This window comes from Salirhabdus sp. Marseille-P4669, from assembly GCF_900240405.1.
Taxonomy (GTDB): domain Bacteria; phylum Bacillota; class Bacilli; order Bacillales; family Alkalibacillaceae; genus OEQK01.
This window is the reverse complement of sequence record NZ_OEQK01000008.1, coordinates 159,731-183,276: the sequence shown is the minus strand read 5'-3', so window position 1 is coordinate 183,276 and position 23,546 is coordinate 159,731. Positions and strand designations below refer to the sequence as shown.

The window sequence follows — 23,546 nt, the reverse complement described above, 5'->3', positions numbered from 1 at the left end:
GGTTCGAGCAATGCTTGTAAACTCAGTTACGAAGAAATATAGTAGCTCCGTGATTTTAAACAATCTCTCTTTCGAATTGAACCAAGGAGATATCATTGGTCTGGTCGGAAGAAACGGTGCTGGAAAAAGTACCCTAATGAAAATGATCGCGCAAACGATTCAAGCCTATGATGGATCTATTTCGGACAATGATCAAGTAGGGTACTTGATTGAGGAACCTAAGCTAATACCTAATAAAACGGGGCTATTCCACTTAACTTATTTTTCGAATATTTATGGAAACACGTTTAAACTCCATGAATACGAAGGGCTTTTGCGAAAACTGCAATTATTCGATGTGTTGAATAAAAAGGTGAAGGAATATTCGTTAGGCATGCGTCAGAAGTTAGGAATTGTCATGAGTCTATTGAATAATCCGAGATACATTGTATTAGATGAGCCTACGAACGGTATGGATGTGGAAACAACTTTTGAGGTTTTGCAGGAATTGAGAAGATTGGCTGAAGAGCGTAATGTTGGTATTTTGATATCGAGCCATAAGCTCGAGGATGTTGAAGCAATTTGTGATCGAGTTTTATTTTTAGAAAATGGGGCGATTGCGGATGAACAGCAACTTCGTAATAATAAGCAACGAATTCTTACACTTGTCTTTGAAGATTCTACTGCCTTAGCTACATTTGTTAAGATGCAGCAATTCGGGAGCATAATCCACTCCGGTGACAAAGAGATCCAGATTGAAACAGTGGTGGAAAACGCTGATATTTTCAAGATGTTAAATCGTTTAGACCTTAGATTAATTGATTTCACTGCGGAGAAGAAAACGTTACGCAGGGTCTATATGAATAAATTCAGAGGTGAATAGGATGACACTTCGAATTAACAAATATGTGATTTTCAACCTGACAGAACTCGTGAAAAATGGTTCTCTTATAGTGGGGATGTTGGCTGCTTGTGTACCGGCGATCACCATGACTTACTTTATCTTAAATGGGTCCACAACCTTTACGATCAAACATGTCTCAAACTTTTATTGTATGCTGGGTATGCTGGCTGCAGTGTTATTGCCTCTTTCCTTCATCAATCGAGACTACTCGACCAAAACCATTTCTTTGATGAATAACACCATTCAGAATAGAAGAAACTATTATTTCGCTAATTGCATCATCGCACTTTCGGTAAGTTTACTCTATGCGATGACAGGTATCGTATTACTTCTCGTTGCGAAAACACTAGGTGTCCCTGGTGACTTAGATCCCTCTCTCTTTGTAGCATTTTCTGTGAATGTTCTTCTTCTAGTGATGACTTATTACTTATTTGGATATCTTCTATTCCTATATAACGTTCGAAGCGGCACTGTTTACGGGATCTTGACAGCTATGTTGTTGTTTTTGCCAAATGCATTGTTTAATATCCAAGGGCTTATTCATAACGATATTCTTTTGGATTGGATTGAGAATTTTCCTGGGTATTTCTATCCAATTATGGTTGGGTCCGATTCGTTTAGTCCTCTACAATATTCTATTGGCGTGTTTACACTGAGTGTTTTGTTTGTGGTTATTTTAAAGAAAAGTGAGAAAATGGAAGTTTAGAATTTTCATTTGTTGATACAATTACTCTTCCTTTCAAGCATGTTCTTCTTTCCCTGTTAAATTAGTAAAAGTCTGTCAGTCACTTTTTCTTAGTATAAAGGTGACTGACTTTTTATTTTCCACAGTCTAAAAAATATTCTTCATCAATGTTCAAAAAAAAAAACGCCATTAATAAAAGGTATAGTCATAACGGAATAACTTAACAAGTATTAAATCACGGCTAGACTTAAAAAATAAAAATTGAACGAAGCTTGGAAAGGAGAACGATAACATGAAAAAGAAATACTTATTTTTATTGTTCACTTTTGTCTTAGTTCTTTTTGTAGCTGCGGCTTGTGGAGATGATGGGGACCAAGAGGAAACCGAGAATACGAATAATGAATCTGCTGAACCTGAAACAGGGGATGAAAACGCAGAGAAAAATAATGGAAGTGAAAGTGAAAACGCAAATGAGAACGAAGATATCACAGAAAATAAAGAAGAAGAAGCAGATGAAGAAACAAATGAACAAAGTGAGCTCTATTTTAAAGATAATGTGGCAAAACTAAGAGATTTAAAAATAGAAATAACAGATACGAAGGTAATTCCAGTCGGTGAAACTGGTAATGAATATGGTGATCAACCTGTCTTGGCGATTTGGTATAAAACAACGAACTTAAGCGAGAAGGACATTAATCCGACTACTGCTTGGCTAGCTGTATTTGAAGCAGTACAAGATAATGATCCGAATGCTGTGAATACACTAGATGTTGGCTCCCTTCCGGATTCTCAATTTCGTGATAGTCAATTGCAAACCATCAAGCAAGATGGAACAGTTGAAAATGCCGTCGCATATAAACTAGATGATTTAGAAACGCCTGTAACGCTAATTGCTACACAAGGTATTATGGGTGAAAAGTTAGGGGAGCAGGTTATTGAAATAAAGTAATATTTAAATGTTATCTATTGTAGTTCATTGAAGTATTCTTTAGGGACTCCCGGTTCATAATTACCAGGAGCCCCTCTAAGATATTCATCCTCAAGCTTCAGCATTCCGATTCCCCAAGAACCTTAAAAGGAAAAACTGAATAATTACCCCTATTAATAGCAGGATAAATCCATTTCCGATAATGGAGTACATCAAATATAAAAATGCTGCAATTCCAGCAGGTACGAGGGCGTATGGTATTTGAGTATTAACGTGGGCAATGTGGTCTGCTTCAGAGAAGATCGATGCCATAACGGTAGTATCCGAGATTGGTGACACATGATCGCCAAAGATAGCTCCTGCGAAAATTGCTCCGATCACAATTGGAATGAGTTCTTCGCCACCGAATGTATAGGCTAATGGAATAGCAATTGGGGTTAGAATAGACATGGTTCCCCAAGAAGTCCCTGTTGCAAAGGATATAAACATCGCAATAAGGAAAATCAGAAATGGAAGCAGTGCTGCTGTCATCCAGCCTTCTGTTGCTTGAACGACAAATTCGGCGGTACCAAGCTCTGCTGTTACTGTACCAATGGACCATGCTAGCACGATGATGATGAGAGCTGGCAGCATCGTACGTATTCCACCAAGTAAGGTCTCTTCACATTCCTTTAGTTTCATTCCTTGGAAAAGGGCAATAATCATTCCGACTGCCGTCATCGCAAATGCACCCCAGGTTAGGGCTATGGAAACATCCGTATCTGCCAGTGCATCCATGATCGATTTTCCTGCTGGTCCACCACCTGTATACCATAATCCCCAAAGGCTAACTGAAATCAAGGCAATGAGAGGCAAAAAGAAGTTCCAGACACTTCCCTCTTTTTTGAAGGGCTCCCCTAAATCCTGGTCCACGGATGATAGTGGGGTAGCTCCATCTGGATTTAACTTTCCTGTTGTTTGCGCCCTTTTTTCTGCTTTCGCCATTGGTCCAAAATCCTTCCCCAAAATAATCATTGGGACTGCTAACAAACAGAGAATCGCATAGAAGTTCCATGGAATCGATTGTAAAAAGGCAAAATACGGCTCTAATCCGACAAGACTAATACTAGCAAATGCCGCAGCAATCAAGGACACCTGGAAACCAATCCAATCCGACACAGGACCAATGGTCGCAATAGGTGCGGAAGTGGAGTCAATAATATAGGATAATTTCTCTCTTGATACCTTTTCCTTCGCTGTCACATCCTTGGAAGCATTTCCGACAATCACTGAGTTCACATAATCATTAAAGAAGATGATGAGACCTAGGAAATAGGGGAGTAATTGCACTCGTTTCCTCGAATTTAATTTTTTTCCTAGCGCATGAATTAATCCAATCGAACCTCCTGTCTTATACATGAAGGCTGCACCTGTACCAAGCAATGCGGTCATTACTAGAAATCGTGCATTCCAAGGATCAATCATCACATCCTTCATCCACGTGAACGTTACCCCAACGGCTTCCAGCGGATTTCCCCCGGCATAAATGACACCACCGACCAAGATACTAATAAACAGAGAAATTAGCACTCTTTTCGTAATGATTGCAAGCGCAACCGCAACAATCGGTGGCAATATGGATAAAAAGTCCAACGTTCCTACCTCCTTTTTCTCGTTTTCTTTGAAAATATTATGAAAATACTTGTTATCATTATATTCATGTGAACATGCTGTATGAGGGAAATATATGTTGGGATGTGGGATGGTTATGGAATGGCTGTGGGTTTTAGTTGATGAAGGTGGGGAACATAGTCTTTTTTAAGGAGCGATTGGAAGCAGTTATATAGATTAGGAGAGTTAAGCTAGCATTAGGGACAAACTATTGGGGGAATAGAGAGGTCAGGTTTTTGGGATTTATGTATGTGGGTTTCTTAAGATTCACTCTGAATTTATTGTCAGGTGTGCCAGGCCCTCAGCAAAAAATGAACCGAGGTACCCGCCCCCTTGTGATCCAACGTGAAAGAATTCACTGATTAATACTCCAACACCCGTTTTAAAAATTGCTTGGTTCTTTCCTTTTTAGGTGCGTTTAATACTTCTTCTGGTGGTCCTTGTTCGATAATGTGTCCACCATCAATAAAGAGGATTTCGTCTGATATTTCATAAGCGAATTTGAGTTCGTGGGTGACAATTACCATGGTCCACCCTTCATTGGCTAAATCCTTAATGACCTTTAACACTTCCCCAACCAATTCGGGGTCTAATGCTGAGGTAGGCTCATCAAATAACATGAGCTTTGGTTGAATGGCTAATGCTCTTGCAATCCCCACTCTTTGTTGCTGTCCACCTGAAAGCTGATGGGGATAGAGGTCCATTTTATCCTCGAGCCCAACCTTCGTAAGCAGACTTTTGGCCAATTCAAGCACTTCTTTTTTTGGTCGCTTTTGAACAATAAGTGGTCCTTCTGTTACATTTTCTAAAGCCGTTTTATGTGGAAATAAATTGTATGATTGAAAAACCATTCCCGACTTTCGGCGTAATGCTATGGTTTCTTTAGTGGTGAGCTTTTTGCTAAAGTCCACCGTCATTCCGTCATCGAAGGAGAATATACCTTGATCCGGTGTCTCCAATGCATTAAAACAACGAAGTAAGGTCGTTTTCCCAGAACCAGAAGGACCAATTATGGTAACGATTTTTCCTTTTTCGATATCGAGATTAATATTTTTCAAAACGGTTAAATCACCGAATGACTTAGTTAGATCTTTTACAGATAAAAACACGGATGCTCCCCCTTTCTATTTCGCGACATATCGTTCTAACCGACTTTCCACTCGATCCTGAATAATCGAAAGGATAAAGCATATCACCCAGTAAAGTAAAGCGGCTTCGAGATAAAGCAGCATAAAATCATACGTTACAGCAGCTATTTCCTGTGCTTTCCGGAATAATTCCGTAACCAATATCAAGGAAGCTAAGGACGTATCCTTAACTAAACTAATGAAGGTGTTTGAAAGCGGTGGGATCGACACTCTTGCCGCTTGTGGAAGAACAATCCGTCTTAAAGCTTTTGGATACCCCATCCCAATAGTATAAGCTGCCTCCCATTGTCCTTTTGGTATGGACAAAATAGAAGCACGAATAATTTCAGAAGCATAAGCCCCTACGTTTAACGTGAATGCAATGATCGCACTAGGAAAAGGGTCAATGACTAATCCAAGGCTCGGTAAACCATAGAAAACAATCGAAAGTTGAACGAGTAATGGTGTTCCCCGAATCGCAGACACGATAGCTCTTGCTGGAAATGTAAAATAAAACCGATTCGAAAGGCGCATGACAGCAAGCAGTAAAGCGACAATTAAGCCAAGTGCAAAGGAAATTAAAGTAAGAGGAATCGTATATTTGATTCCTCCTTGGATCATGGGCCAGAGGGAGTTTTTGAATAACTCCCATCCGTCCATGTTCGCTGTTATGTTTAGTAAAAAATTATTTAGAAACATCTTCACCAAACCACTTTTCAGAGATTTCTGCTAAGGTACCGTCTTCTTTCATTTCTTTAATGGCAGCACTAGCAGCTTCCACTAGTTCTTCATTCCCTTTTCTAAATGCTAATGCTGTTTCAGAAGCATCATCGGAACGAACAGCAATTTTTATCTTTGCATCTGGTTGTTGGTTCATGTAATCAAGTACCGCAAGTCGGTCATTTACTGTAACATCCACACGTCCTTGCTTGATTAACTCGATGGATTGCGCAAGTCCTTCTACTCCTACAAGCTCAGCTCCATTTTCCTTCGCGATCGCACCAAAATTACTTGTTAAGGATTGTGCAGACTTTTTGCCTTCTAAATCCTCAAATGATGTAATATCCGTATTATCTTCTGGTACAACGATGACTGCAGCAGAAACAGTGTAAGGTTCTGAGAAGTCATAGTTTTCTAAGCGGTCTGGATTGATTCCTACTTGGTTTGCAACAACATCAAAACGTTCTTGGTTTAGTCCAGCAAACATGGAATCCCATTGCGTTTCCTTAAATTCAACCTCCACGCCCATGCGTTTTGCCACTTCACGCATCACTTCTACATCATAACCAGTTAACTCATCATCTTCATTATGGAAGGAGTAAGGTGCGTATGTGCCCTCTGTACCAACTGTAATAACACCTTTTTCCATAATTTGATCATAAAGATTTGCAGAGTCAGCTGAATCTTTATTGTTATCCTCATCAGCAGATCCACATGCTGCTAAAGTCAAAATAAGTCCTAAAAATAATACCCATAATCCTTTTTTCATGTTTAAACCCCCAGTAAGTTTATCGGAATAATTTGATTCCAGAATGTATTATAACGCTGAAAGGAAATCTTGTAAAAGAAATAAACTTAGGATGGTGCGGATTTTTTTGTATTTTAGGTTGCCCGAGTTTTTTGTTTCTTATGATGAGATGGATGTAACAGTGTTTACTTACGAGATCCCTCGAAAAGGATTAGGTAAATAATAAATAAACCCAGCTAATCATAAGAAGATTAGCTGGGTTTATTAAGTTCGTGTTTTCATGTTATTTTACCGAGTTAATAACTGCATCGTCATCGGTTATGTTCACTGTAGAGCGGTCCGACTGAGCAGCGATGAAAATGGGTTCGCGGTCACGTGACCAACAGAGGGCAATGTTGTTATCTATATTAAATAGATTCCCTTTTAATAGTCTCCTTTAATGACAAAAAACGAACCCCGAATGGTTCCAGCTAATTTCGACTTCTGCCTAGCAAACTTAAACTTATCTTCTAACTCCTTTGGTACCTCCATTCCTTCTGAAAGCTTAAAGCCAACTGCTCGCTTCGGCTTCGGACCGTCAATGGTATACAGGACATTAACTTCCAGACCGTCTTCATAAAAGACAAACGCCCAATTAATATTCTCCACTTGAAAATGGGACGTTTCAAGAGGTTTAGCAGCAAATTCAATATCACGTTCTTCTTTTAAAATTCGGTTCACATAGTCAAGAGTCTCTTTACTTTCATTAGCTGGTACCACTGTAAATTCATGCTTGTATTTGTTCATAAAGTAGCGGGCTTCATTAGCTCGTAAACCAGCTAACGCTTCTTTTACAGGTGAAGACTCTAATCCCACTGTAGACACATTTTTAAAATCAACGATATAGGACATTTCCACTCCTCCTTTTATTTTTTAACAACAGGAATCCACATTTCTCCAAATACGAAGCCGTTTCGTTCTCCCATCTCAACTGTTGCATTTGGCCCACCAACATAGGCGACATTTGATACTTCTGGTAAGACTTGACCAAAGGCGATCCCAGTGAGCATATTACTCAACATATCAGCATTTTCGGCTTCCCCTTTCACTACTAGATATTCGCCTTTAGGAAATTGAATTACTCTTGATGCTTCTGGTAAAGTCTCTTCTGTCATGACCCCAGCATAGTACATCATCTTGTTATTTACAGCTTCATTCACAGCAAAAATATAGTCATTTGTAGCGATAGCTTTTAAAGCATCAAGCCTTCCATCTTGTTTGACGGTCTGCCAAAAGTCTACTTTTTCTTTGTTTATGCCAGCATAGTCTGTGTAATCGCTCTTCAGTTCTGTTCCAATCCCTAAAACGGTAAAGCTCTCTTTTTCTTCTAAAGTATAATTTGTCATTTCAAACATCCTCCTTTTTTTAATGAAACAGATGATTTATTTATTTGATAACTTTATAATAGCTTTAAAACGTGTCAAAAAATGAAACTGTTTAGGGGGGCACCTATGAAAAAAATTGAACGGATTAATACAATTATGCGATATATCAACAATCGTGGCCACTTTACGATTTCTGAAATCATGCAGGAATTTAACATCTCTCGTTCTACCGCTATTCGGGATATCAGAGAAATTGAATCCATGGGCATGCCACTTGTAGCTGAGGTTGGAAGGGATGGGGGCTATTCGGTTATGAATAATTCCGTTTTGCCCACCATTCGCTTTACTAATAATGAGATCAAAGCGCTTTTTATAGCCTTTATGGCCACAAGAAATCAACAACTCCCGTATTTAAAAAGTCGTCAGTCTTTAGCTGAAAAATTATTAGGACTCCTTTCAGAAAACCAGCAGGATGACCTCGTCTTATTAAATCAAGTCTTGTTATTTGAGGGAACCAACCCTAATAATCCAGATTTGCTTGAGCTGTCCGACCTCCCACATCCTATGCTAGAAAAACTTATACAACTTCTTCTTTTAGATAGCTATTTATTAATTACTAGTAAAGATGGGAAGGAAGAAAAAGCTTATCCCATTTATCTCTTACACCTCTATCATGAAAACGGTTTTTGGCTGATTGAAGGCTATGATTTAAAGGAAAAGGAATTCCGGATTTTTCCCGTAGATAACCTCACAAGTGTAGAGCCGTACACCGCGAAAAATAGAGTGAGTAAGAAAAAGATTTTAGAAAAACGAAATAAGCAGGAAGCGTTCATGAACCTTGTCCTTGAACTAGGCCCAAAGGCGATTGCCCAGTTTAAAAAATATCATCCTTTTAAAGTATCCTTATCCTATACGAATCCTTACCAAACCACAGCCATTCTAAAAACCTTTATCAATGTTGAAAATTCAGAAGAGCTAACGGAAATGACAAACTGGCTCCTTTTCTTAGGTGAAGATATCAATGTCAGGGAAATGCCAGAAGAAGTGTTGGAAGGTTTACAGGAGAGATTGGGTTTATTTTATCCGTAAATGGTGCAGTTGAAACCAATTAAGGTTGGGCTGGTGTCCAATTGCCTTACGATGGAATGTGAGGTAGTGTACATATAACTACAAATAGAAAGGGCATCGTGCATATTTATTTAAGAGTGTAAAAGAGAAGGTAGATACACAATTTAGGGGTTATTCCACTAGATTCAAAAGTGAATATTCTATTAGTTTTTGGAATGGAATTTTATCGATCGAGAACAACAAGTTAAGATTCCTTGGATAATCAGTTTATTCCTTGAGCCTCACTATGTAAAGTCGCACCAAAAATTCATTTTACTATTGACCGAACGTTCAACCAATAATAAAATAAAGATGAATAAATAAAAAACAGGAGGGATTCCAATGGATTTGTATTATGAGGTACAAGGTGATGGGCATCCAGTTGTACTCATTCATAGTGGTGGTGCTGATTCACGAGATTGGACGTATGTTGCCCCGCTTTTAGCCAATGACTACAAGGTAATTACGTATGACGGCCGTGGTGCTGGTAAATCTCCTACCCCAACAGGAGATGTCCATTGCGTGGAGGATTTGAAGCAAGTACTAGACCATTTAAAAATTTCACATGCAACAATTATTGGCCATTCCATGGGTGGACAGATTGCAACCGATTTTGCTCTAGAATACCCTGAATTGGTTTCGGAACTAATTTTGATAGCTCCATCTTTAACGGGCTTTCCTTACTCACAAGAATTTTCAAATTATATGAATGAGATTACTGCGGCTTTTCCGGATATTGATAAAATGATCAAGATCTCCCAAAGCGCACCTCTATACCGTATTGTCCAATCTAGTCCACATCGTACGTTAGCTGAAAAAATGCTTCGACACCATATTCTCCGTACATTTGATTGGCCAGCTTTTGAACTGATTTGGCCAGAGCCACATGCTGCTGAACGATTAGAAGAATTGAATCCCAAAACATTATTACTAATTGGTACAGAAGAAATTCCTGATAACATACGAGTAGCTGAATACTTTCAGGAACACGCTAATGCTAGAATTGTAAAAATTCCAGATGCGGACCATATGATGACACTTACACACCCAAATATTCTATATAACCACATTACGAATTTTATGGAGGAATAATATACGATGCCAAGAACGCCAGAAGAGAACGAGCGCATACGCCAAGAAGCGAAAGCCAAAATACTGACCAGTGCGATGGAGTTGTTTATGAAACAGGGATATCACACAACATCCATCAATGATATCGCCAAGCAAGCAGGGGTATCCAAGGGGTTGCTGTACAATTATTTCAAAGGGAAAGAGGAGCTCCTTGCGAAAATGGTTGAGGAGAGAATTGCACAAGTAGCCGATGTTATGGAAGGTGAAACTGCTCTGAAAAGCCCGATGGAGCAGCTGGAATTTATCGTGGATCAAGCAATAAATAATGTTTACGAACATCCAAAAGTATTCCGTTTTTATTTACACCTACAAACCCTACCAGAGGCAGATGAAGAATTGAACAAATACGGCCGGATGATTATTGAAGAGAGCGCAAGACAGTTTGAGTTTCAATGCGAAATATTTGAGAGACTTGGGGTGAAGGAGCCGCGGAAACGGTCCTTGTACTTTTCGTCTGCGCTTCAGGGGATTATGCTAATGATATCAACCTATCCACAGCAGTTTCCAGTTGAGGAAATTAAAGCTCAGATAATTGGGGAGTTTTGTGATTGAGTGATGGGTGCTTAATTTTAGCAGAATGTCCGAGTTAACTTAGACAGACTCAGCACCTGCGTGTCGCAGTGCTTTTTGCTTGGATAAATATCCAGAGCATCCTAAAAAATAAAGCGGACATACCAAATCGCAATATTCGACAAATACCGGGCCGTGCCAGGCACCACCACCCCCTCCCGCGTGTTTCGACAAATTTCGGGTGGTGCCAGGCACCCAAAAACCAAAACCCTCATGCATATTTTTCCACTTTCTTGGGAAACAAAAGGTAAGAATATCTTTTAAGGGGAATGCCATGAAACTGAGGTTTAGGAGTTCTAATGATAAAAAGGAAAAGAAGCAATCTGCGAAATCGACCAATACAAAAGATAAAGATAACGAATTGGATAAAAATAATTTCAACAATGAAATCACGAAAAGTCTAAATGAAAATGTAAGCAATATTAAAACCATGCTGGGTGAGCCTAGTGATCTTACTGTTAGGGAATTAACGGGTAAAACTTCGACGCAAAAATGTGCCATTCTTTATATTGGTGGATTAGTGGATGAGCAGCTGGTTCAGAACAATATTATTAAAACCATTCAAGAAAACCTCCAAAAATCAGATGACCCTACTATTGATCATATTTATGAAGCGGTTATTGCAATCGCGGGAACGAAGAAGGCACAGACCCTGGATGAGGTATCCTATGCTTTGTTATCTGGAAGCACGATTTTGTATTTAGATGGATACGAAACGGCCCTTCTTATCAGTGCTAAAGGTGGAGAAAAGAGATCCATTGACGAGCCTCCGTCAGAAGCATTGATACGTGGTCCTAGAGAAGGTTTCATAGAAGATATACATACGAATATAGCAATGGTTAGAAGGATTTTAAAGGATCCGAATCTTAGAATCAAAACGTATGAAACTGGAAAAAGGTCAAAACAGAAAATTGCTGTTATCTATGTTGCTGGCATAACGAATGAAAAAATAGTGGATGAGGTGAACCGTCGGCTTAAAAGCATGGACACCGATTATGCATTAAGTGCTGGACATGTGGAGCAATGGATTCAAGATAGTTTTCTATCTCCGTTTCCACAGCTGTTAGAAACAGAGCGTCCGGATCGAATTGCCAGCTCTGTTTTACAGGGGAAGGTAGGTATTTTAGTCGAAGGGACACCTGTAGCGTTATTAGCACCGATTGTTTTTGCGGATACCCTAAAATCCCTAGGAGATTATAGTCAACGCTGGATGACGGCTACGATTTGGAGATTAATTCGTTATTTGTCAGCTTTTATCGCAATGTTTGCTCCGGCACTTTATATTGCCTTAGTATCCTATCATCCAGAAATGCTCCCAACAAAGCTTGTTTTTTCCATTCAAGCAAGTAGGGAAGGTGTACCGTTTCCTGCCGTTATAGAAGCATTTTTAATGGCAATCACCTTTGACATTTTGCACGAAGCAGGAGTTCGTCTACCGAAATTGATTGGTTCTACGATTGGTATTGTTGGAGGACTTGTTATTGGAGAATCTGCAGTTAGTGCTGGAATCGTTAGTCCAATTATGGTTATTGTGACAGCCCTAACAGCCATTGCATCCTTTACAACACCTCAATATAGTGTTGCGATTTCGTTTCGTAACTTGCGGTATTCCTTTATGTTTGCTGCAGCAATACTTGGCTTATTCGGTATTGTATTAGTTTATATTATGATCAATATTCACATGGTAAATTTAAAAAGCTTTGGAACCCCTTATACCACACCATTTGCACCTGTTTACTTTAGTGATTGGAAGGATTTATTCATTCGATCACCACTAACGATGCTAGGGAAACGTCCAAGCTTTTACAAAACAAAAGATAAGAAAAAACTGTCAACGAGCAAAGGAAGGAATGATAAATGAAAAAGTCCGAATATGGTAAAGAGAGCATTCGTGACCGAGACATCATGCTCGTTATTCCCGGAATGTCTATTGCGATTGGTGTTTTATATTTACCGAGAAGAATTGCGGAACATACAATTGGACTGGATGGGCTTCTATCAATCACGGTTGGTTTCCTTTTTACACTTGCTTTTACGGTGATGATTATGAAAGTAGCAACTAATTTTCCGAATACATCGTTTATGGAATATGCACCAAAACTTGTAACAAAACCAATAGCCATTCTGTTCAGTGTGTTATTTGGGATACATGGTCTATTGCTTACTGCGTTTGAAGTAAGAGGGATTTCGGAAATTGCCCACCTCCATTTATTTGTTAAAACGCCTCTTGTTTTTATCGCCTTAGTTTTTTTTCTCGTTGTCATTTATGGCGTTTCTGGTTCGAGGATTTCTTTTATAACGCAATGAATACGGAAAAGGGTAAAAAGAGCTCATTCAAGCGTAATTTTGTAGCACTATTATCTATTGGAATGACGAATAAAAATAATATGCTACCCATTATGCAAACCGATGGAAACGGTTTTCTTCATTCTTTCCTAATAGGGTCAATCGCGTTAACGGGATTTGGTGTATTGGGCTATTTATTATTCTATGGTTCATTGATAAAGAAACCAGAAAAGCCAGTTCGTAAAGCAATGATGGGTGTGGGACTATTATATTTTATTCATCTTATCTTTTATCTAGCTTGTATTGTTGTATTTGGAGTTCAAGTAACCTCAAATTTAATGTTTCCAGTAATTGATTTAGCGAGAGCTGTAGAAATTCCTGGGGGTTTTTTTACAAGGTTTGAATCTTTATTTTTTGTCATCTGGATTATGACCATTTTCATTACAAGCATTATTTCATTTGATATGGCAATTATGGGCTTCCAGTCAATTTTTAAAAATACTAGTAGGATGGGAATGATTTTTGCTTTATCGCCCATCATCTTTTTTCTTGCCGGTATACCAGAAAGCTTACCGGAAACAGGTGAATTTGGCAGGGTTGTTAGCTATTATGGTTTTGGATTAACGATTATCGCAACGGTTCTATTCTTTTTCATCTTAAAAATAAAGGGCGTGAAAAAGAATGGCTAAATTCGTCAAAGTCATCATGATTGTTGTGTTATGTACTGTTCTTTCTAGCTGCTGGGATAGCATTGAATTAGAGGATAGGGCGTTTACCTATGGCATTGCCATTGACTTAGTGAATAAGGGAGCGGATGATAATGTAGAAATTATGTTAACGAATCAAGTTATTGCTCCAAGTGGTTTTTCCACTATTGGTGGTGGGGGTGGTGGGAGTGAAGAAGCTTTTCGTAATATATCCAGAACAGGGAAAAGTCTATTTCAGATTAATCAAGACTTTTCCAAACAAACGAATCGGACTGTAAATGCACAACATTTACAAGTCATTCTAATCTCAGAAGAATTATTGAGAGAACCGAAGATATTAAATAAACTATTTGATACATTTATCCGTGGTCATGAGATGCGAAGAGGGATAAAAGTAGCCACAACAAATGGGCAGGCTAAGGAATTATTTACTATTAAACCAGAGCATATAAAAGTTCCTGTAGATTATATTGCAAGACTATTAGAAGTACAGAGTTTTTCTGAAACCATTTACCCGATACGCATAGGAGATATACAGGAAGATTTAATAACTAATATGAGTTTCCCTATTCCCCATTTGAAAATATTAGATGAGAAAAACATTGAATATGATGGTGTATCTGTATTTAATAGTACCAATAAAAATATTGTTGGTAATTTAACTTCTGAGGAAACGAAAGGATTTAATTTTTTAACAGGTAGAGTGAAAAGCGGAACTGTTATATTTCAGTATAAAGGGAACCAGCTTGTTGCGAGAGATATAAGGGGTAAGGCTAAAATCAAGCTCAAAAATAAGGATAAACAAAATCTTTCCTTTGCTATTGATATATCTTTGTTTGCAAACCTTGGAGAGAACTATGGGCCGTATAATACCTACCATATTAGGCAATATGGAAAACCCTTAGAAGATGAGATCAAACGAATCGTGGAGAGTACCATTAATAAACTACAGCAGGAATTAAATACGGATATAATCGGATTAAATAAATATTTACGAGGGAGACATTATTCGCTTTGGCAAAGTATCAAGGATGATTGGGAGCAAGGGGAAAACTATTTTCAAAAAAGTAAAATCAAAGTGAATGTAAACGTCAGTATGAAAAATGAAGGAAATGCGATAAATACTTCAGAAGATAGGAAGGGACCTTAAATGTGGCAATCTATTTTAATAAGAATTCCAGATCCACTCGAAACCTTTGCGATCATAAGCTCCTTTGCTATTCCATTTCTTGTGTATAAAATAAACCAAAAACTGCATGAGAGTGGAGACCCGCCTTGGAAGAAGTAGATGGTTAAGGGGTCAACAATGTTTCATCGTAATGGAAGGCCACAGCGATAATGCTGAGGTCTTTTCTTTTTGATTTAATATTATAACGTACCTATCTAGGTCTTTGCGCTCATTTGACGAACACGAACTAAGCCTCTTTCGCGTGTAATATGGCACGATATACCCTATAAATGCTTTGGCGCTTAACTTATAATAATACTAGTTTAAATCCATTAGTACCAAAATTTGGTATAGATGTAGGATGCCTTGTGTATAATCTATTGGTTTTTACTATATTCAAGAGGTGATATATATGTATATGGGCCCATATCGAGATGACGCTGCAGCGCACAATGTAATACCTGCTGCCTCATTTCCAATTATCATAATGCTATGTTACATACTCTATCCAGATACAAGCATGATAGCTTTGATTGTTTCGTTTCCTTTCTTTTTACTAATGGTAGGTTTATTAGCGTTTACGAAAATAAAAAAGTGGCAATATTATGTGGGCTGGCGACTTGGGGTATTAGCGGTGCTTTTAGATATAAGCATGGTGTTTATGACATTTATTATCTCAAGATTATACGATAACGCGATCGCCTCTATTCTATTACTCTTTTTCCTTGTTGTAACGATTTTCCTTGGTCATCGATTTGCGAATCGGATACGTATCGAAATGCAGTCACCATCTACATGGATAGGAAAAATGATTGTAGCCCTAGGACTACTCGGAAGTGGGGTAGGCTCTTTAATCGGGTATTGGTCGGCGAACTTATTTGGTTTTCAGATTGTCATGCCAATTCTTTATTTCACATTGCTTATTGTGATTGCGATTGTACACGCCTATTTCCATTCCGTGGCTTTTAAAGGGGAAACCGATTGGTAAATTATTAGAACAAAAATCATAACAATTCCATTACATGTATTACAGGAGCGCATGGTTTATTACAAAAAATAAACCTGCAAACATGCTGTCAATACTCTTTTCCTGGTAATCCTTTTCTGTACTTGAAGATTAACCCAAATCTCTATAATCTATCATTTTTCGTTCATGGAAGATTGAGTCGGGAATGTCGAGCGTTTTTGGATTGAATGAGAAGCCTTAAGCCTCTTATTGGAAAATCCCCCCTGAATTATTACAAAAATTCCATGCTATGATGTGGATGTAAGTTAATTTGGCTACAAAGGAGAGGGATTTTCCATGTTTAAGAAAATAGCAATGGTAACAGCAATATCATCAGCATTTATTTTTGGCTCTGCTTTCGATCGAGTAGATGCCGAATCTAACTATTCAACAAACCATAAAGTCTACTATTCCTTCAATGGGGAAAGCGGTAGTTTATTAGGAGAAGAAGCACAAACCAAGTTTTATCATCTATTAAAACAATGGACAGAAAAATATAATATAGATTGGCAAGATTTCTATAATCAGGATGAGCAAAAAGCAGAGCCTGAACATAAGGAAGAACCTGCTGAAAAACAAGAAACAACTCCAAAAGAGGAGCAAGTGCAAGAGGAAGAGCCTGCTCAAGAAGAAACACATAAGGAACAGCCGGTAAAAGAACCCGTTGTGGAGGCACCAACTACTAATGAGCAAGCGCAGGAAGCGACACCAGAACAAGCTAAAGAATCGGATACCAAGGAAACACAAAGTTCGGAGCTTAGTCAATTCGAACAGGAAGTAGTGGAATTAACAAACGAAGAAAGACAAAAGAACGGTTTAGCTCCACTGCAAATTGATACAGCGTTAAGTAAAGTAGCAAGAGAAAAATCACGCGACATGGCAACAAACAACTACTTTTCTCACAACAGTCCAACTTATGGCTCACCATTTGATATGATGAATAGCTTTGGAATCACGTACCGTACGGCGGGTGAGAACATTGCGAAGGGTCAACGCACTCCTGAAGAGGTTGTGAATGCATGGATGAACAGTGCAGGCCATCGTGCCAATATTTTAAATGAAAACTTCACTCACATTGGTGTTGGATATGTGGAAAATGGTAACGTTTGGACACAGCAATTTATAGGGAAGTAATGGAGAAAGGGCTAGCTTAGATGCTAGTCTTTTTTTGGATTCATTCAAGGAACAAGGCTGCAGCCAACTTTTGGTGTGCAGCCTTTTCTATATGTAGCAATATTATTATTTGTTTTCTCGCTTCGCATCCTTAGCCAATTCCTCAAAAGAAGGAACTTTACCGTGGGGAGGATTTTGGGATTGTTTTCGATCCTTCCATTCCCGTTCCCGTTGTCCTTTTGATGTAGACATAAATATCATAACCCCTTTCCGCTTAGTCGATAAAATCGGTATTTACAGTCTTTGATTTTCGCGCTTTCTTTGCTTTCTCTTTATGGGCCCGATTTGCATTCGCACTGCCAAATTCATTTGCAAATTCAGAATCCTTTTTGCTGGAATCAAAACCTTGTTTATTTTTTTGCTGCGGATCGTTTTTCTTCGTTCTTTTCGCCATGAATTTCCCTCCTTTTTGCTTTAGTATGTTGAAAGGAAGGGGAATTATGCAGTGGGAAGGTTAAGCAAATGCCATTCTAATGACCAGTAAAATTTTTATGTATTAAAAAATGATTAAGTATATACATTTGGAATTTAAAAAGGAAATTGGTTGATTAGTGTTATTCCGTTCAAATAAAGGGAATTTCTCTTAGAATATAGAAGTCCTAAGTAAAGCCTATATAAGGAGGAGTCTTGATGAAGCTAGGAGCTTTTTCTGTAAGCTTAAGTGTAAAAGACATTCATCAATCAAAAGCATTTTACGAAAAGTTGGGATTTAAAACTTTAAGTGGAGATATCAATCAAAATTGGCTTATTATGAAGAATGAACAGACGGTAATAGGTCTTTTCCAAGGGATGTTTGAGAAAAATATTTTAACATTTAATCCAGGATGGAATAGCAATGCGGAAAATCTAGAGGAATTTACGGATGTACGCGAGATTCAAAAGGAATTGAAGGAAAAGGGTGTTACCTTAATTCAAGAAGCGGACGAATCAACAGAAGGACCAGCACACATTACATTGGAAGACCCAGATGGAAATCAGATTTTAATGGATCAACATCGTTAATGGAGAGATTAAGTAATGAGGAGGTTTACATCATGAGTATTACTTTTAAGGTAAAACAAACGCTTCACGTGCCACAACAAGTAGCTTACAAGAGCCTACTAGACCTTGAGGCTGCGAAGCATTGGATGCAAGGACTTGTTCGTATGGAGCGGTTGGATGATGGACCAATGAAAGTGGGAAGCGAGTGGAAGGAAACGAGAAAAATGTTTGGCAAAGAGGCAACCGAGCATTTTGAGGTAATGGAGCTTCAGGAACCAGAAAAAGTTGTTCTTCGCTGTGATGGAACGAAAGGTACAACAGGCAAAGGAGAATTTTTGTTTACATATGAAATCACTTCCTCAGGAGAGTCCACAGAAGTGACCCTTCACGGGGAGATTAATGGGCTAACTGGCATAGCGAAATTATTTGGGAAGATGATGGCAGGGACCTTTAAGGAAGCCTGCGCAAAGGATTTGGATGCATTAAAGCGTTATTTGGAAAGGCTAGAACAAGAGTAGTAGAACAAGATGACAATTCTAGATAAAGGAAAGCATACAAATACAACAGTTTGGTTGCGCTAAATCTACCAAGTGACTACGACTTGTTCATGGTTACAAAACAACTTTATCGAAAGAACATGATGCTATTTTTATTTTTGTAGGAACTCTCGCTGAAATGGCGCAACAGACTATGCGTATCATTCAGGAGGGGCAACTGCTAGAGAATGGCGAAACTCCAGAAGCAGGAGCTAAACGAGAAGCCTTTGAGGAATTAGGAGTAGATGTAACAGTCAATGATTGCATTTTACAAGTAGAATTCAATGGAACTCAATACTTCTTCTTTCAGTCTGAAATAATTTCTGGAACTTTAGGTACTGGACAAGGGACAGAATATAAAGACGAAAATAGAAATAGAGAAACCTATTTACCAATGTGGGTTGATAGAGAAAGTTTATCATCTATTGATGTAAGACCGATTGAAGTTGCTTTTAAGCTTCAATCTCTATTAAATTGATACACTCTCAAAAGTAAGGGAACTCCAAGAGATTGGGGTTCCCTTTTACTATTTCCATTGACATTTCAATAATTCTACCCCGGTTCTTTATGAATAGATCCCAATCATTTCAATTTACTTGGCTTTAATCTAATGGTGTAGCTAACTTGGATGAGTAATATCAATAAACCAATACCAATAATACTAACTAATTGCGAGTCGTCGGTGAAGATGGAATAAAACATTAGGGCAAATGCCAAAAGCACAAGACCCCATGTAACAAGTGAATATAGTTTATACAACGCCTTTAGCATTACATATTTTTCACCATCATCAAATTGATTCATATATTCTTGTTCGTAGTTTTTGGATTGAGGATCGGGAAATTTAAAATTTGGATTCGTAATTCGGATTATTTTTTCGCTTGGAACCAAACTTGCGAACGAAACGATTAATAATAAACTACTCCATAGCGCAATACCTGGTTCGGAGTCTCTTAGCAGTAAAAATCCGATAATCATTGCTGTAAAGGAAAGGGAAAGTGCGATTTGGATATAAGTCACAGCAGTATAAGCGAGTCTTTCTAATCGGACTTGATGCGTATCTTCTAGTACGAAATCGACTTTTATTAAGCTACCTTTCTCTGCTTTATGTACTTGATAGCGTGCGAATAGTAAGCAAAGAATCACTACTAAATTGGTAATCATTAATAGATTTGCTTCGAGGATTTGATCCTAAAAACTTGAAAACAACTCATATACCCCATATAAAAATAAGAGAATATACACAATCAACAGCTTCATGATAATTCCTCCTCACTAAATAGAAATACTTTTTCAATTGGTTCTTGGAATACATTTGCAATTCTTACCGCAATAAGTAGGGATGGCATGTATTCATTTCGCTCAATTAAACTAACCGTTTGTCGCGAAATTCTTGCTCTTTTTGCTAATTCCGTTTGATTAAGACCATCTCTTGAACGTAATTCCTTGAGCCGATTTTTCATTTTATCACCTCGGTTATATTGTAAATCTTTGTCATTTTGACAAGTATAATGGTCAAAATGACAAAGATGATGTGCGTATGGTTCGGGAATAACTGACGCGGAGTGTAAGCGTCGGTAAAATGTTGCAACAAAATAAAAACAAAATCGTCTTAAGTAATAAAGGGGGGATATGTGTGAAAAAGAGTATAGGGGGCGGAGTTGTTTTCGGAATTATAATTTTGTACGTATTTGTTTTAATGCTCACTAACGACTTTGTCAATATCACAAGGGTCGAATATCAAAAGTATAATCATCCTGAAGAGAAGTATGGGGAAGTAGCAGTTTTAGAGGACGAGGATAGCCTTAGCCAGTTAACAAAAATTTTAAATAAAGCAGATCACGAGCGCACGGACTATGAAAAAGCAGATCACGAAGACGTTAAACTAACGCTATTCTATAAAGAGGGGACGTCTGAAATGATTAGGATTTGGAAGGATTTTGGTCAAGATTACGACCTATTAGAAAGGGGAACAAAGGAAGTGGTTTATAAATTGAAAGACAAGCAGGCGAGGAAAATGTTAAATGAAATGTTAAGTGAAATTACTTTGCAAAAACAATGAATGAATTACGAATCGAGCCATACATAGCACAAGCCGAAAGTGGAAAATAGCTTCCCATTTCGGCTCGTAAAATCATTACTTTTGAACAAAATACTTCTCCCCAAGCAGTTCCTTTTCCTCAATTGTGCCCGGAGCTAATTCGCTTTCCGCAAATGCTGGCAGCTCCGTCGCTTTCAAATCATACATAACTTCAATTTCCTTGGCGAACAGCAGCTTTTCCTGTGCCAGCAGCTTTGAAAGTGGCGGCTGTTGTTTCGGTTTTACTTCTTCACCATTTAAAATTTTAGTTAATCCGGAAACATAATACTCCAAGGAGCGACTACCCACAATTTTGACACCTTTATTATCTTCATTCACCATAATAATTGTCGGGAAGCCTCTTGCCCCAAGCTTTGCAGTTAGAGCGAAGTCTTCCTGTAATAATTGTTGTCCAATTTGACTTTCTGCTTCCTTAACAATGCTCTCTCCATTAAGACCAAGCTCATTCACAATGTCAATCATGACCGATGTCTCGCCGATGTTTTGATTAAATGCAAAGAGTGCTTCCCTCGCACGGCGTAAATAGGTAAATGCATTTTCGTCGCCATGATGCTTTTGGATCACCTTAAATACGCGAGATGGAGGGAAGGAGGACTGGACTGGGTTGTTAATCATTAGGGAGCCATCAATTGGCATGCGATAATGTTCCCCGACTTCTCTCCAATGCCCAGCTACATCCTGAGGTCCAAAAATTCCATTCGCAGGATCAACCGGTCCACCACCCCACTTTTCTAGTAAACCTCCCATTACAGTATGGATATTAATATAATGTCCATATTGCTGTAAGAAGCGGCGAAGGGTAGGCTCCAATGCCCAGCAATGTGAGCAAATCGGATCTGTCACATAATATAAATCAATCGTTTTCTTCGGAGTTAAATTAATGACCTCCATTCCTTCTTCTCCAGATACAGCGCACACACCAGTTTCTAAATCGCAAATTAGGTTATTATTTGTCATGTTTTATTCTCCTTTTTTATGGATATTTAAATGAATCTTGCAGTTCATGAGGTTAATTCTTGGAAGTGAGAGGGTGAATTATGCAGTTCAGGGTGTTAATTCCTTGATGATTGGGGGGAATCATGCAGTTTCATGCGCGAATCCCTTAATAGGTGAGGATAATCATTCAAGTAAACCTAATAATTCATCAAAATATGGAGGTAATCATTCAATTAACCCTATTAATTTATGAATCAGTAAGAATTATCAGGCTGAGCCCATTAATTCCCCATAAAATTAAATTAATCATTCAAGTAAACTCAATAATCCTCCAACAAGAATAAAGAATCCCTCAATAAAACCTATTAATTATCCAAAAAGCATGAAGAATCTATCAATTTACCCAATTCATCCCTCAATACAAATGTAAAATTCCTCCTCTATTATCATGTGAAACCTTTTTTTAAAGGCTTCGAATTGTTTATAGGCTCATTTTAGTCCATAATAGAAAGCAATAATACCAATAGAAAAGCGGATATGTTGTTTATCCAACACATTGGAAAAATTGTTGGAAAACGAAGGAGGGAATACGGTGAGTGTGACGAAGACGGATCCAAGAATTTTACGAACGCGTAAGCTGATCATGAACGCTTTTATTGAGCTTTCCGGAAAGAAGGAGTTTAAGGATATTACGATCAAAGACATTACAACAGAGGCAATGATTAATCGTGCAACCTTCTATTATCACTTTGAGGATATCTATGATTTGTTGGAGAAGGTGTTATCGGAGGAATTGTTAATTAACTTAGATTGTAATCTCTATGAAAAAAGTGACTTAAATGAAGATGTGCTCGTTCGTATTTTTAAAGCAATCACAGATTTTCAATTGTCTCTGTCCAATCGCTGCCATCGTGGGTATGAAGATACGATTGCTCGTATTATTCGAGACCAATTGGAGGTTATTTTTAATAGGATGCTAGCGAAACAACACGGAGTCGAAGCGGAGCAGGAGTTGAAGGTAGCAGCTGCTATGTTGAGCTGGGGTCTTTATGGGGCGTCGGTAGAATGGAGAAGATGCAGCGGAGAGGTTACGCCAGAAGATTATGTAAAAGGAGTCATTCCGTATATTTTGCATGGGATTCATTAAAAAACACCTTTCTTTTTACCAGTGTTAAAAGAATAGGAAACACAACGAAAGCCTAATTTTTCCCTTTGGTTCAGGAAAATTAGGCTTTCACTAGTTTAAGCGTGGATGATATTTTTAATTTGCTTATAATGGTGACGATCGTGTTTCGCTAATCCATTAAAATATTCATATAAGGATAGTTGAGATTTTCCGATATGGAACTGCTTCTGCCATAATTCATCTGGTATTTGTAAAATGTGATCATAAAGCTCTTTTCTTATTGAGATAAAATTAGTTAATGTCTCTTTTTTACTCTCTTTTCTACTGATAGATGATGATTCAGAGTTTACTTTTTCAGCATCTGGTCCTTTTGGAAGCTCCACATCCGAGAAAAGAAAAGGTAAACGTTTTTTAATCACAAACTCATCCCAAGGTTTGAAATGCCCCATTATCTCAGCAATTGTCCATTTTCCTTCTTCTATCTGTGTTCTCCATTGGTTTTCGCTTAAAGAATACAAGGATTCCGCAAATTTTATAAAGTTTAATTGATGCTCTAAAATTTCTTTCTTATACTTATTCAAAATGCACCCCCGTTTCGTGTCCATTCCACGTA

General features: G+C 38.1%; 30 protein-coding genes. 18 read left to right on the top strand and 12 right to left on the bottom strand.

Going from position 1 to position 23,546, the window contains the following annotated elements; genetic code table 11:
- Positions 1 to 10 precede the first annotated feature (10 nt).
- The 3 genes from C1A05_RS15500 (at position 11) to C1A05_RS15490 (ending at position 2,517) form a co-directional block, all read left to right on the top strand.
- Positions 11 to 862: an ABC transporter ATP-binding protein gene (locus C1A05_RS15500; protein WP_102029154.1), complete on the top strand. Its 852-nt coding sequence runs from the start codon at positions 11 to 13 to the stop codon at positions 860 to 862.
- 1 nt (position 863) lies between these two features.
- Complete coding sequence (locus C1A05_RS15495) at positions 864 to 1,589, top strand: ABC transporter permease (RefSeq protein ID WP_102029153.1); 726 nt, start codon at positions 864 to 866, stop codon at positions 1,587 to 1,589.
- Between the two features lie 271 nt (positions 1,590 to 1,860).
- Positions 1,861 to 2,517 carry a DUF5067 domain-containing protein gene (locus tag C1A05_RS15490; RefSeq protein WP_102029152.1) on the top strand — a complete coding sequence of 219 codons (657 nt, stop codon included), beginning with the start codon at positions 1,861 to 1,863 and terminating at the stop codon, positions 2,515 to 2,517.
- Positions 2,518 to 2,607: 90 nt separating this feature from the next.
- Here the strand turns inward: C1A05_RS15490 and C1A05_RS15485 are convergent, their stop codons facing one another.
- The 6 genes from C1A05_RS15485 to C1A05_RS15460 form a co-directional block, all read right to left on the bottom strand.
- Complete coding sequence (locus tag C1A05_RS15485) at positions 2,608 to 4,128, bottom strand: Na+/H+ antiporter NhaC family protein (RefSeq protein ID WP_102029151.1); 1,521 nt, start codon at positions 4,126 to 4,128, stop codon at positions 2,608 to 2,610.
- A gap of 380 nt (positions 4,129 to 4,508) precedes the next feature.
- Positions 4,509 to 5,255: an amino acid ABC transporter ATP-binding protein gene (locus C1A05_RS15480; protein ID WP_102029150.1), complete on the bottom strand. Its 747-nt coding sequence runs from the start codon at positions 5,253 to 5,255 to the stop codon at positions 4,509 to 4,511.
- 15 nt (positions 5,256 to 5,270) lie between these two features.
- The gene (locus C1A05_RS15475) at positions 5,271 to 5,972 is read right to left on the bottom strand and encodes an amino acid ABC transporter permease (protein WP_102029149.1); all 702 of its coding nucleotides are present in this window, start codon (positions 5,970 to 5,972) and stop codon (positions 5,271 to 5,273) included.
- Complete coding sequence (locus C1A05_RS15470; protein WP_102029148.1) at positions 5,959 to 6,762, bottom strand: amino acid ABC transporter substrate-binding protein; 804 nt, start codon at positions 6,760 to 6,762, stop codon at positions 5,959 to 5,961. Before C1A05_RS15470 ends, C1A05_RS15475 begins: the two co-directional genes overlap by 14 nt.
- Positions 6,763 to 7,164: 402 nt before the next feature.
- Complete coding sequence (locus C1A05_RS15465; RefSeq protein ID WP_102029147.1) at positions 7,165 to 7,632, bottom strand: phage tail protein; 468 nt, start codon at positions 7,630 to 7,632, stop codon at positions 7,165 to 7,167.
- Between the two features lie 14 nt (positions 7,633 to 7,646).
- The gene (locus tag C1A05_RS15460; protein WP_102029146.1) at positions 7,647 to 8,126 is read right to left on the bottom strand and encodes a GyrI-like domain-containing protein; all 480 of its coding nucleotides are present in this window, start codon (positions 8,124 to 8,126) and stop codon (positions 7,647 to 7,649) included.
- 105 nt (positions 8,127 to 8,231) lie between these two features.
- Between C1A05_RS15460 and C1A05_RS15455 the strand changes: the two genes are divergently transcribed.
- The 10 genes from C1A05_RS15455 to C1A05_RS15410 all read left to right on the top strand — a co-directional run bounded on the left by C1A05_RS15455 (position 8,232) and on the right by C1A05_RS15410 (position 17,214).
- On the top strand, positions 8,232 to 9,194 hold the full coding sequence (locus C1A05_RS15455; RefSeq protein WP_102029145.1) for a helix-turn-helix transcriptional regulator: 963 nt from the start codon (positions 8,232 to 8,234) through the stop codon (positions 9,192 to 9,194).
- A 360-nt stretch (positions 9,195 to 9,554) separates the two neighbouring features.
- Positions 9,555 to 10,304: an alpha/beta fold hydrolase gene (locus tag C1A05_RS15450; RefSeq protein ID WP_102029144.1), complete on the top strand. Its 750-nt coding sequence runs from the start codon at positions 9,555 to 9,557 to the stop codon at positions 10,302 to 10,304.
- A 6-nt stretch (positions 10,305 to 10,310) separates the two neighbouring features.
- Positions 10,311 to 10,895, top strand: a complete 585-nt coding sequence (locus tag C1A05_RS15445; protein WP_102029143.1) for a TetR/AcrR family transcriptional regulator — start codon at positions 10,311 to 10,313, stop codon at positions 10,893 to 10,895.
- 292 nt (positions 10,896 to 11,187) lie between these two features.
- On the top strand, positions 11,188 to 12,774 hold the full coding sequence (locus C1A05_RS15435) for a spore germination protein (RefSeq protein ID WP_102029141.1): 1,587 nt from the start codon (positions 11,188 to 11,190) through the stop codon (positions 12,772 to 12,774).
- A complete protein-coding gene (locus C1A05_RS18455; RefSeq protein ID WP_102029140.1) occupies positions 12,771 to 13,220 on the top strand; it encodes a GerAB/ArcD/ProY family transporter in 450 nt (149 codons plus the stop codon). The genes C1A05_RS15435 and C1A05_RS18455 overlap by 4 nt, the downstream gene beginning before the upstream one ends.
- The gene (locus tag C1A05_RS18450; protein WP_102029139.1) at positions 13,217 to 13,888 is read left to right on the top strand and encodes a GerAB/ArcD/ProY family transporter; all 672 of its coding nucleotides are present in this window, start codon (positions 13,217 to 13,219) and stop codon (positions 13,886 to 13,888) included. The genes C1A05_RS18455 and C1A05_RS18450 overlap by 4 nt, the downstream gene beginning before the upstream one ends.
- Positions 13,881 to 15,056, top strand: coding sequence for a Ger(x)C family spore germination protein (locus C1A05_RS15420; RefSeq protein WP_102029138.1), 1,176 nt, complete (start codon positions 13,881 to 13,883; stop codon positions 15,054 to 15,056). Before C1A05_RS18450 ends, C1A05_RS15420 begins: the two co-directional genes overlap by 8 nt.
- Positions 15,057 to 15,194: a hypothetical protein gene (locus C1A05_RS18210; RefSeq protein WP_200816511.1), complete on the top strand. Its 138-nt coding sequence runs from the start codon at positions 15,057 to 15,059 to the stop codon at positions 15,192 to 15,194.
- A 292-nt stretch (positions 15,195 to 15,486) separates the two neighbouring features.
- Complete coding sequence (locus C1A05_RS15415) at positions 15,487 to 16,062, top strand: hypothetical protein (protein ID WP_102029137.1); 576 nt, start codon at positions 15,487 to 15,489, stop codon at positions 16,060 to 16,062.
- A 315-nt stretch (positions 16,063 to 16,377) separates the two neighbouring features.
- Complete coding sequence (locus C1A05_RS15410; RefSeq protein WP_102029136.1) at positions 16,378 to 17,214, top strand: CAP domain-containing protein; 837 nt, start codon at positions 16,378 to 16,380, stop codon at positions 17,212 to 17,214.
- A gap of 105 nt (positions 17,215 to 17,319) precedes the next feature.
- Here the strand turns inward: C1A05_RS15410 and C1A05_RS18360 are convergent, their stop codons facing one another.
- The gene (locus tag C1A05_RS18360; RefSeq protein ID WP_234998591.1) at positions 17,320 to 17,445 is read right to left on the bottom strand and encodes a DUF6254 family protein; all 126 of its coding nucleotides are present in this window, start codon (positions 17,443 to 17,445) and stop codon (positions 17,320 to 17,322) included.
- A 22-nt stretch (positions 17,446 to 17,467) separates the two neighbouring features.
- On the bottom strand, positions 17,468 to 17,647 hold the full coding sequence (locus C1A05_RS15405; protein WP_102029135.1) for a hypothetical protein: 180 nt from the start codon (positions 17,645 to 17,647) through the stop codon (positions 17,468 to 17,470).
- A 236-nt stretch (positions 17,648 to 17,883) separates the two neighbouring features.
- On the opposite strand from C1A05_RS15405, the gene C1A05_RS15400 reads away from it, so the two are divergent.
- The 3 genes from C1A05_RS15400 (at position 17,884) to C1A05_RS15390 (ending at position 19,248) form a co-directional block, all read left to right on the top strand.
- Positions 17,884 to 18,255 carry a VOC family protein gene (locus C1A05_RS15400; RefSeq protein WP_102029134.1) on the top strand — a complete coding sequence of 124 codons (372 nt, stop codon included), beginning with the start codon at positions 17,884 to 17,886 and terminating at the stop codon, positions 18,253 to 18,255.
- Between the two features lie 32 nt (positions 18,256 to 18,287).
- The gene (locus tag C1A05_RS15395; RefSeq protein WP_102029133.1) at positions 18,288 to 18,752 is read left to right on the top strand and encodes an SRPBCC family protein; all 465 of its coding nucleotides are present in this window, start codon (positions 18,288 to 18,290) and stop codon (positions 18,750 to 18,752) included.
- 157 nt (positions 18,753 to 18,909) lie between these two features.
- Positions 18,910 to 19,248 carry an NUDIX domain-containing protein gene (locus tag C1A05_RS15390; RefSeq protein WP_159462098.1) on the top strand — a complete coding sequence of 113 codons (339 nt, stop codon included), beginning with the start codon at positions 18,910 to 18,912 and terminating at the stop codon, positions 19,246 to 19,248.
- A 104-nt stretch (positions 19,249 to 19,352) separates the two neighbouring features.
- Here C1A05_RS15390 and C1A05_RS15385 read toward each other — a convergent pair whose 3' ends face one another.
- Positions 19,353 to 19,934, bottom strand: a complete 582-nt coding sequence (locus C1A05_RS15385; protein WP_102029132.1) for a DUF3169 family protein — start codon at positions 19,932 to 19,934, stop codon at positions 19,353 to 19,355.
- A 92-nt stretch (positions 19,935 to 20,026) separates the two neighbouring features.
- Entirely contained in the window at positions 20,027 to 20,233 is a 207-nt protein-coding gene (locus tag C1A05_RS15380) for a helix-turn-helix transcriptional regulator (protein ID WP_102029131.1), read from the bottom strand.
- Between the two features lie 173 nt (positions 20,234 to 20,406).
- Here C1A05_RS15380 and C1A05_RS15375 point away from each other — a divergent pair, with 173 nt between their 5' ends.
- Positions 20,407 to 20,832, top strand: coding sequence for a hypothetical protein (locus tag C1A05_RS15375; protein WP_102029130.1), 426 nt, complete (start codon positions 20,407 to 20,409; stop codon positions 20,830 to 20,832).
- A 75-nt stretch (positions 20,833 to 20,907) separates the two neighbouring features.
- On the opposite strand, the gene C1A05_RS15370 is transcribed toward C1A05_RS15375, so the two are convergent.
- Positions 20,908 to 21,828, bottom strand: a complete 921-nt coding sequence (locus C1A05_RS15370) for a DsbA family protein (protein ID WP_102029129.1) — start codon at positions 21,826 to 21,828, stop codon at positions 20,908 to 20,910.
- A 571-nt stretch (positions 21,829 to 22,399) separates the two neighbouring features.
- Between C1A05_RS15370 and C1A05_RS15365 the strand changes: the two genes are divergently transcribed.
- Positions 22,400 to 22,954, top strand: coding sequence for a TetR/AcrR family transcriptional regulator (locus C1A05_RS15365; protein WP_102029128.1), 555 nt, complete (start codon positions 22,400 to 22,402; stop codon positions 22,952 to 22,954).
- 95 nt (positions 22,955 to 23,049) lie between these two features.
- Here C1A05_RS15365 and C1A05_RS15360 read toward each other — a convergent pair whose 3' ends face one another.
- Positions 23,050 to 23,514: a DinB family protein gene (locus C1A05_RS15360; RefSeq protein ID WP_159462097.1), complete on the bottom strand. Its 465-nt coding sequence runs from the start codon at positions 23,512 to 23,514 to the stop codon at positions 23,050 to 23,052.
- Between the last annotated feature and the right edge of the window lie 32 nt (positions 23,515 to 23,546).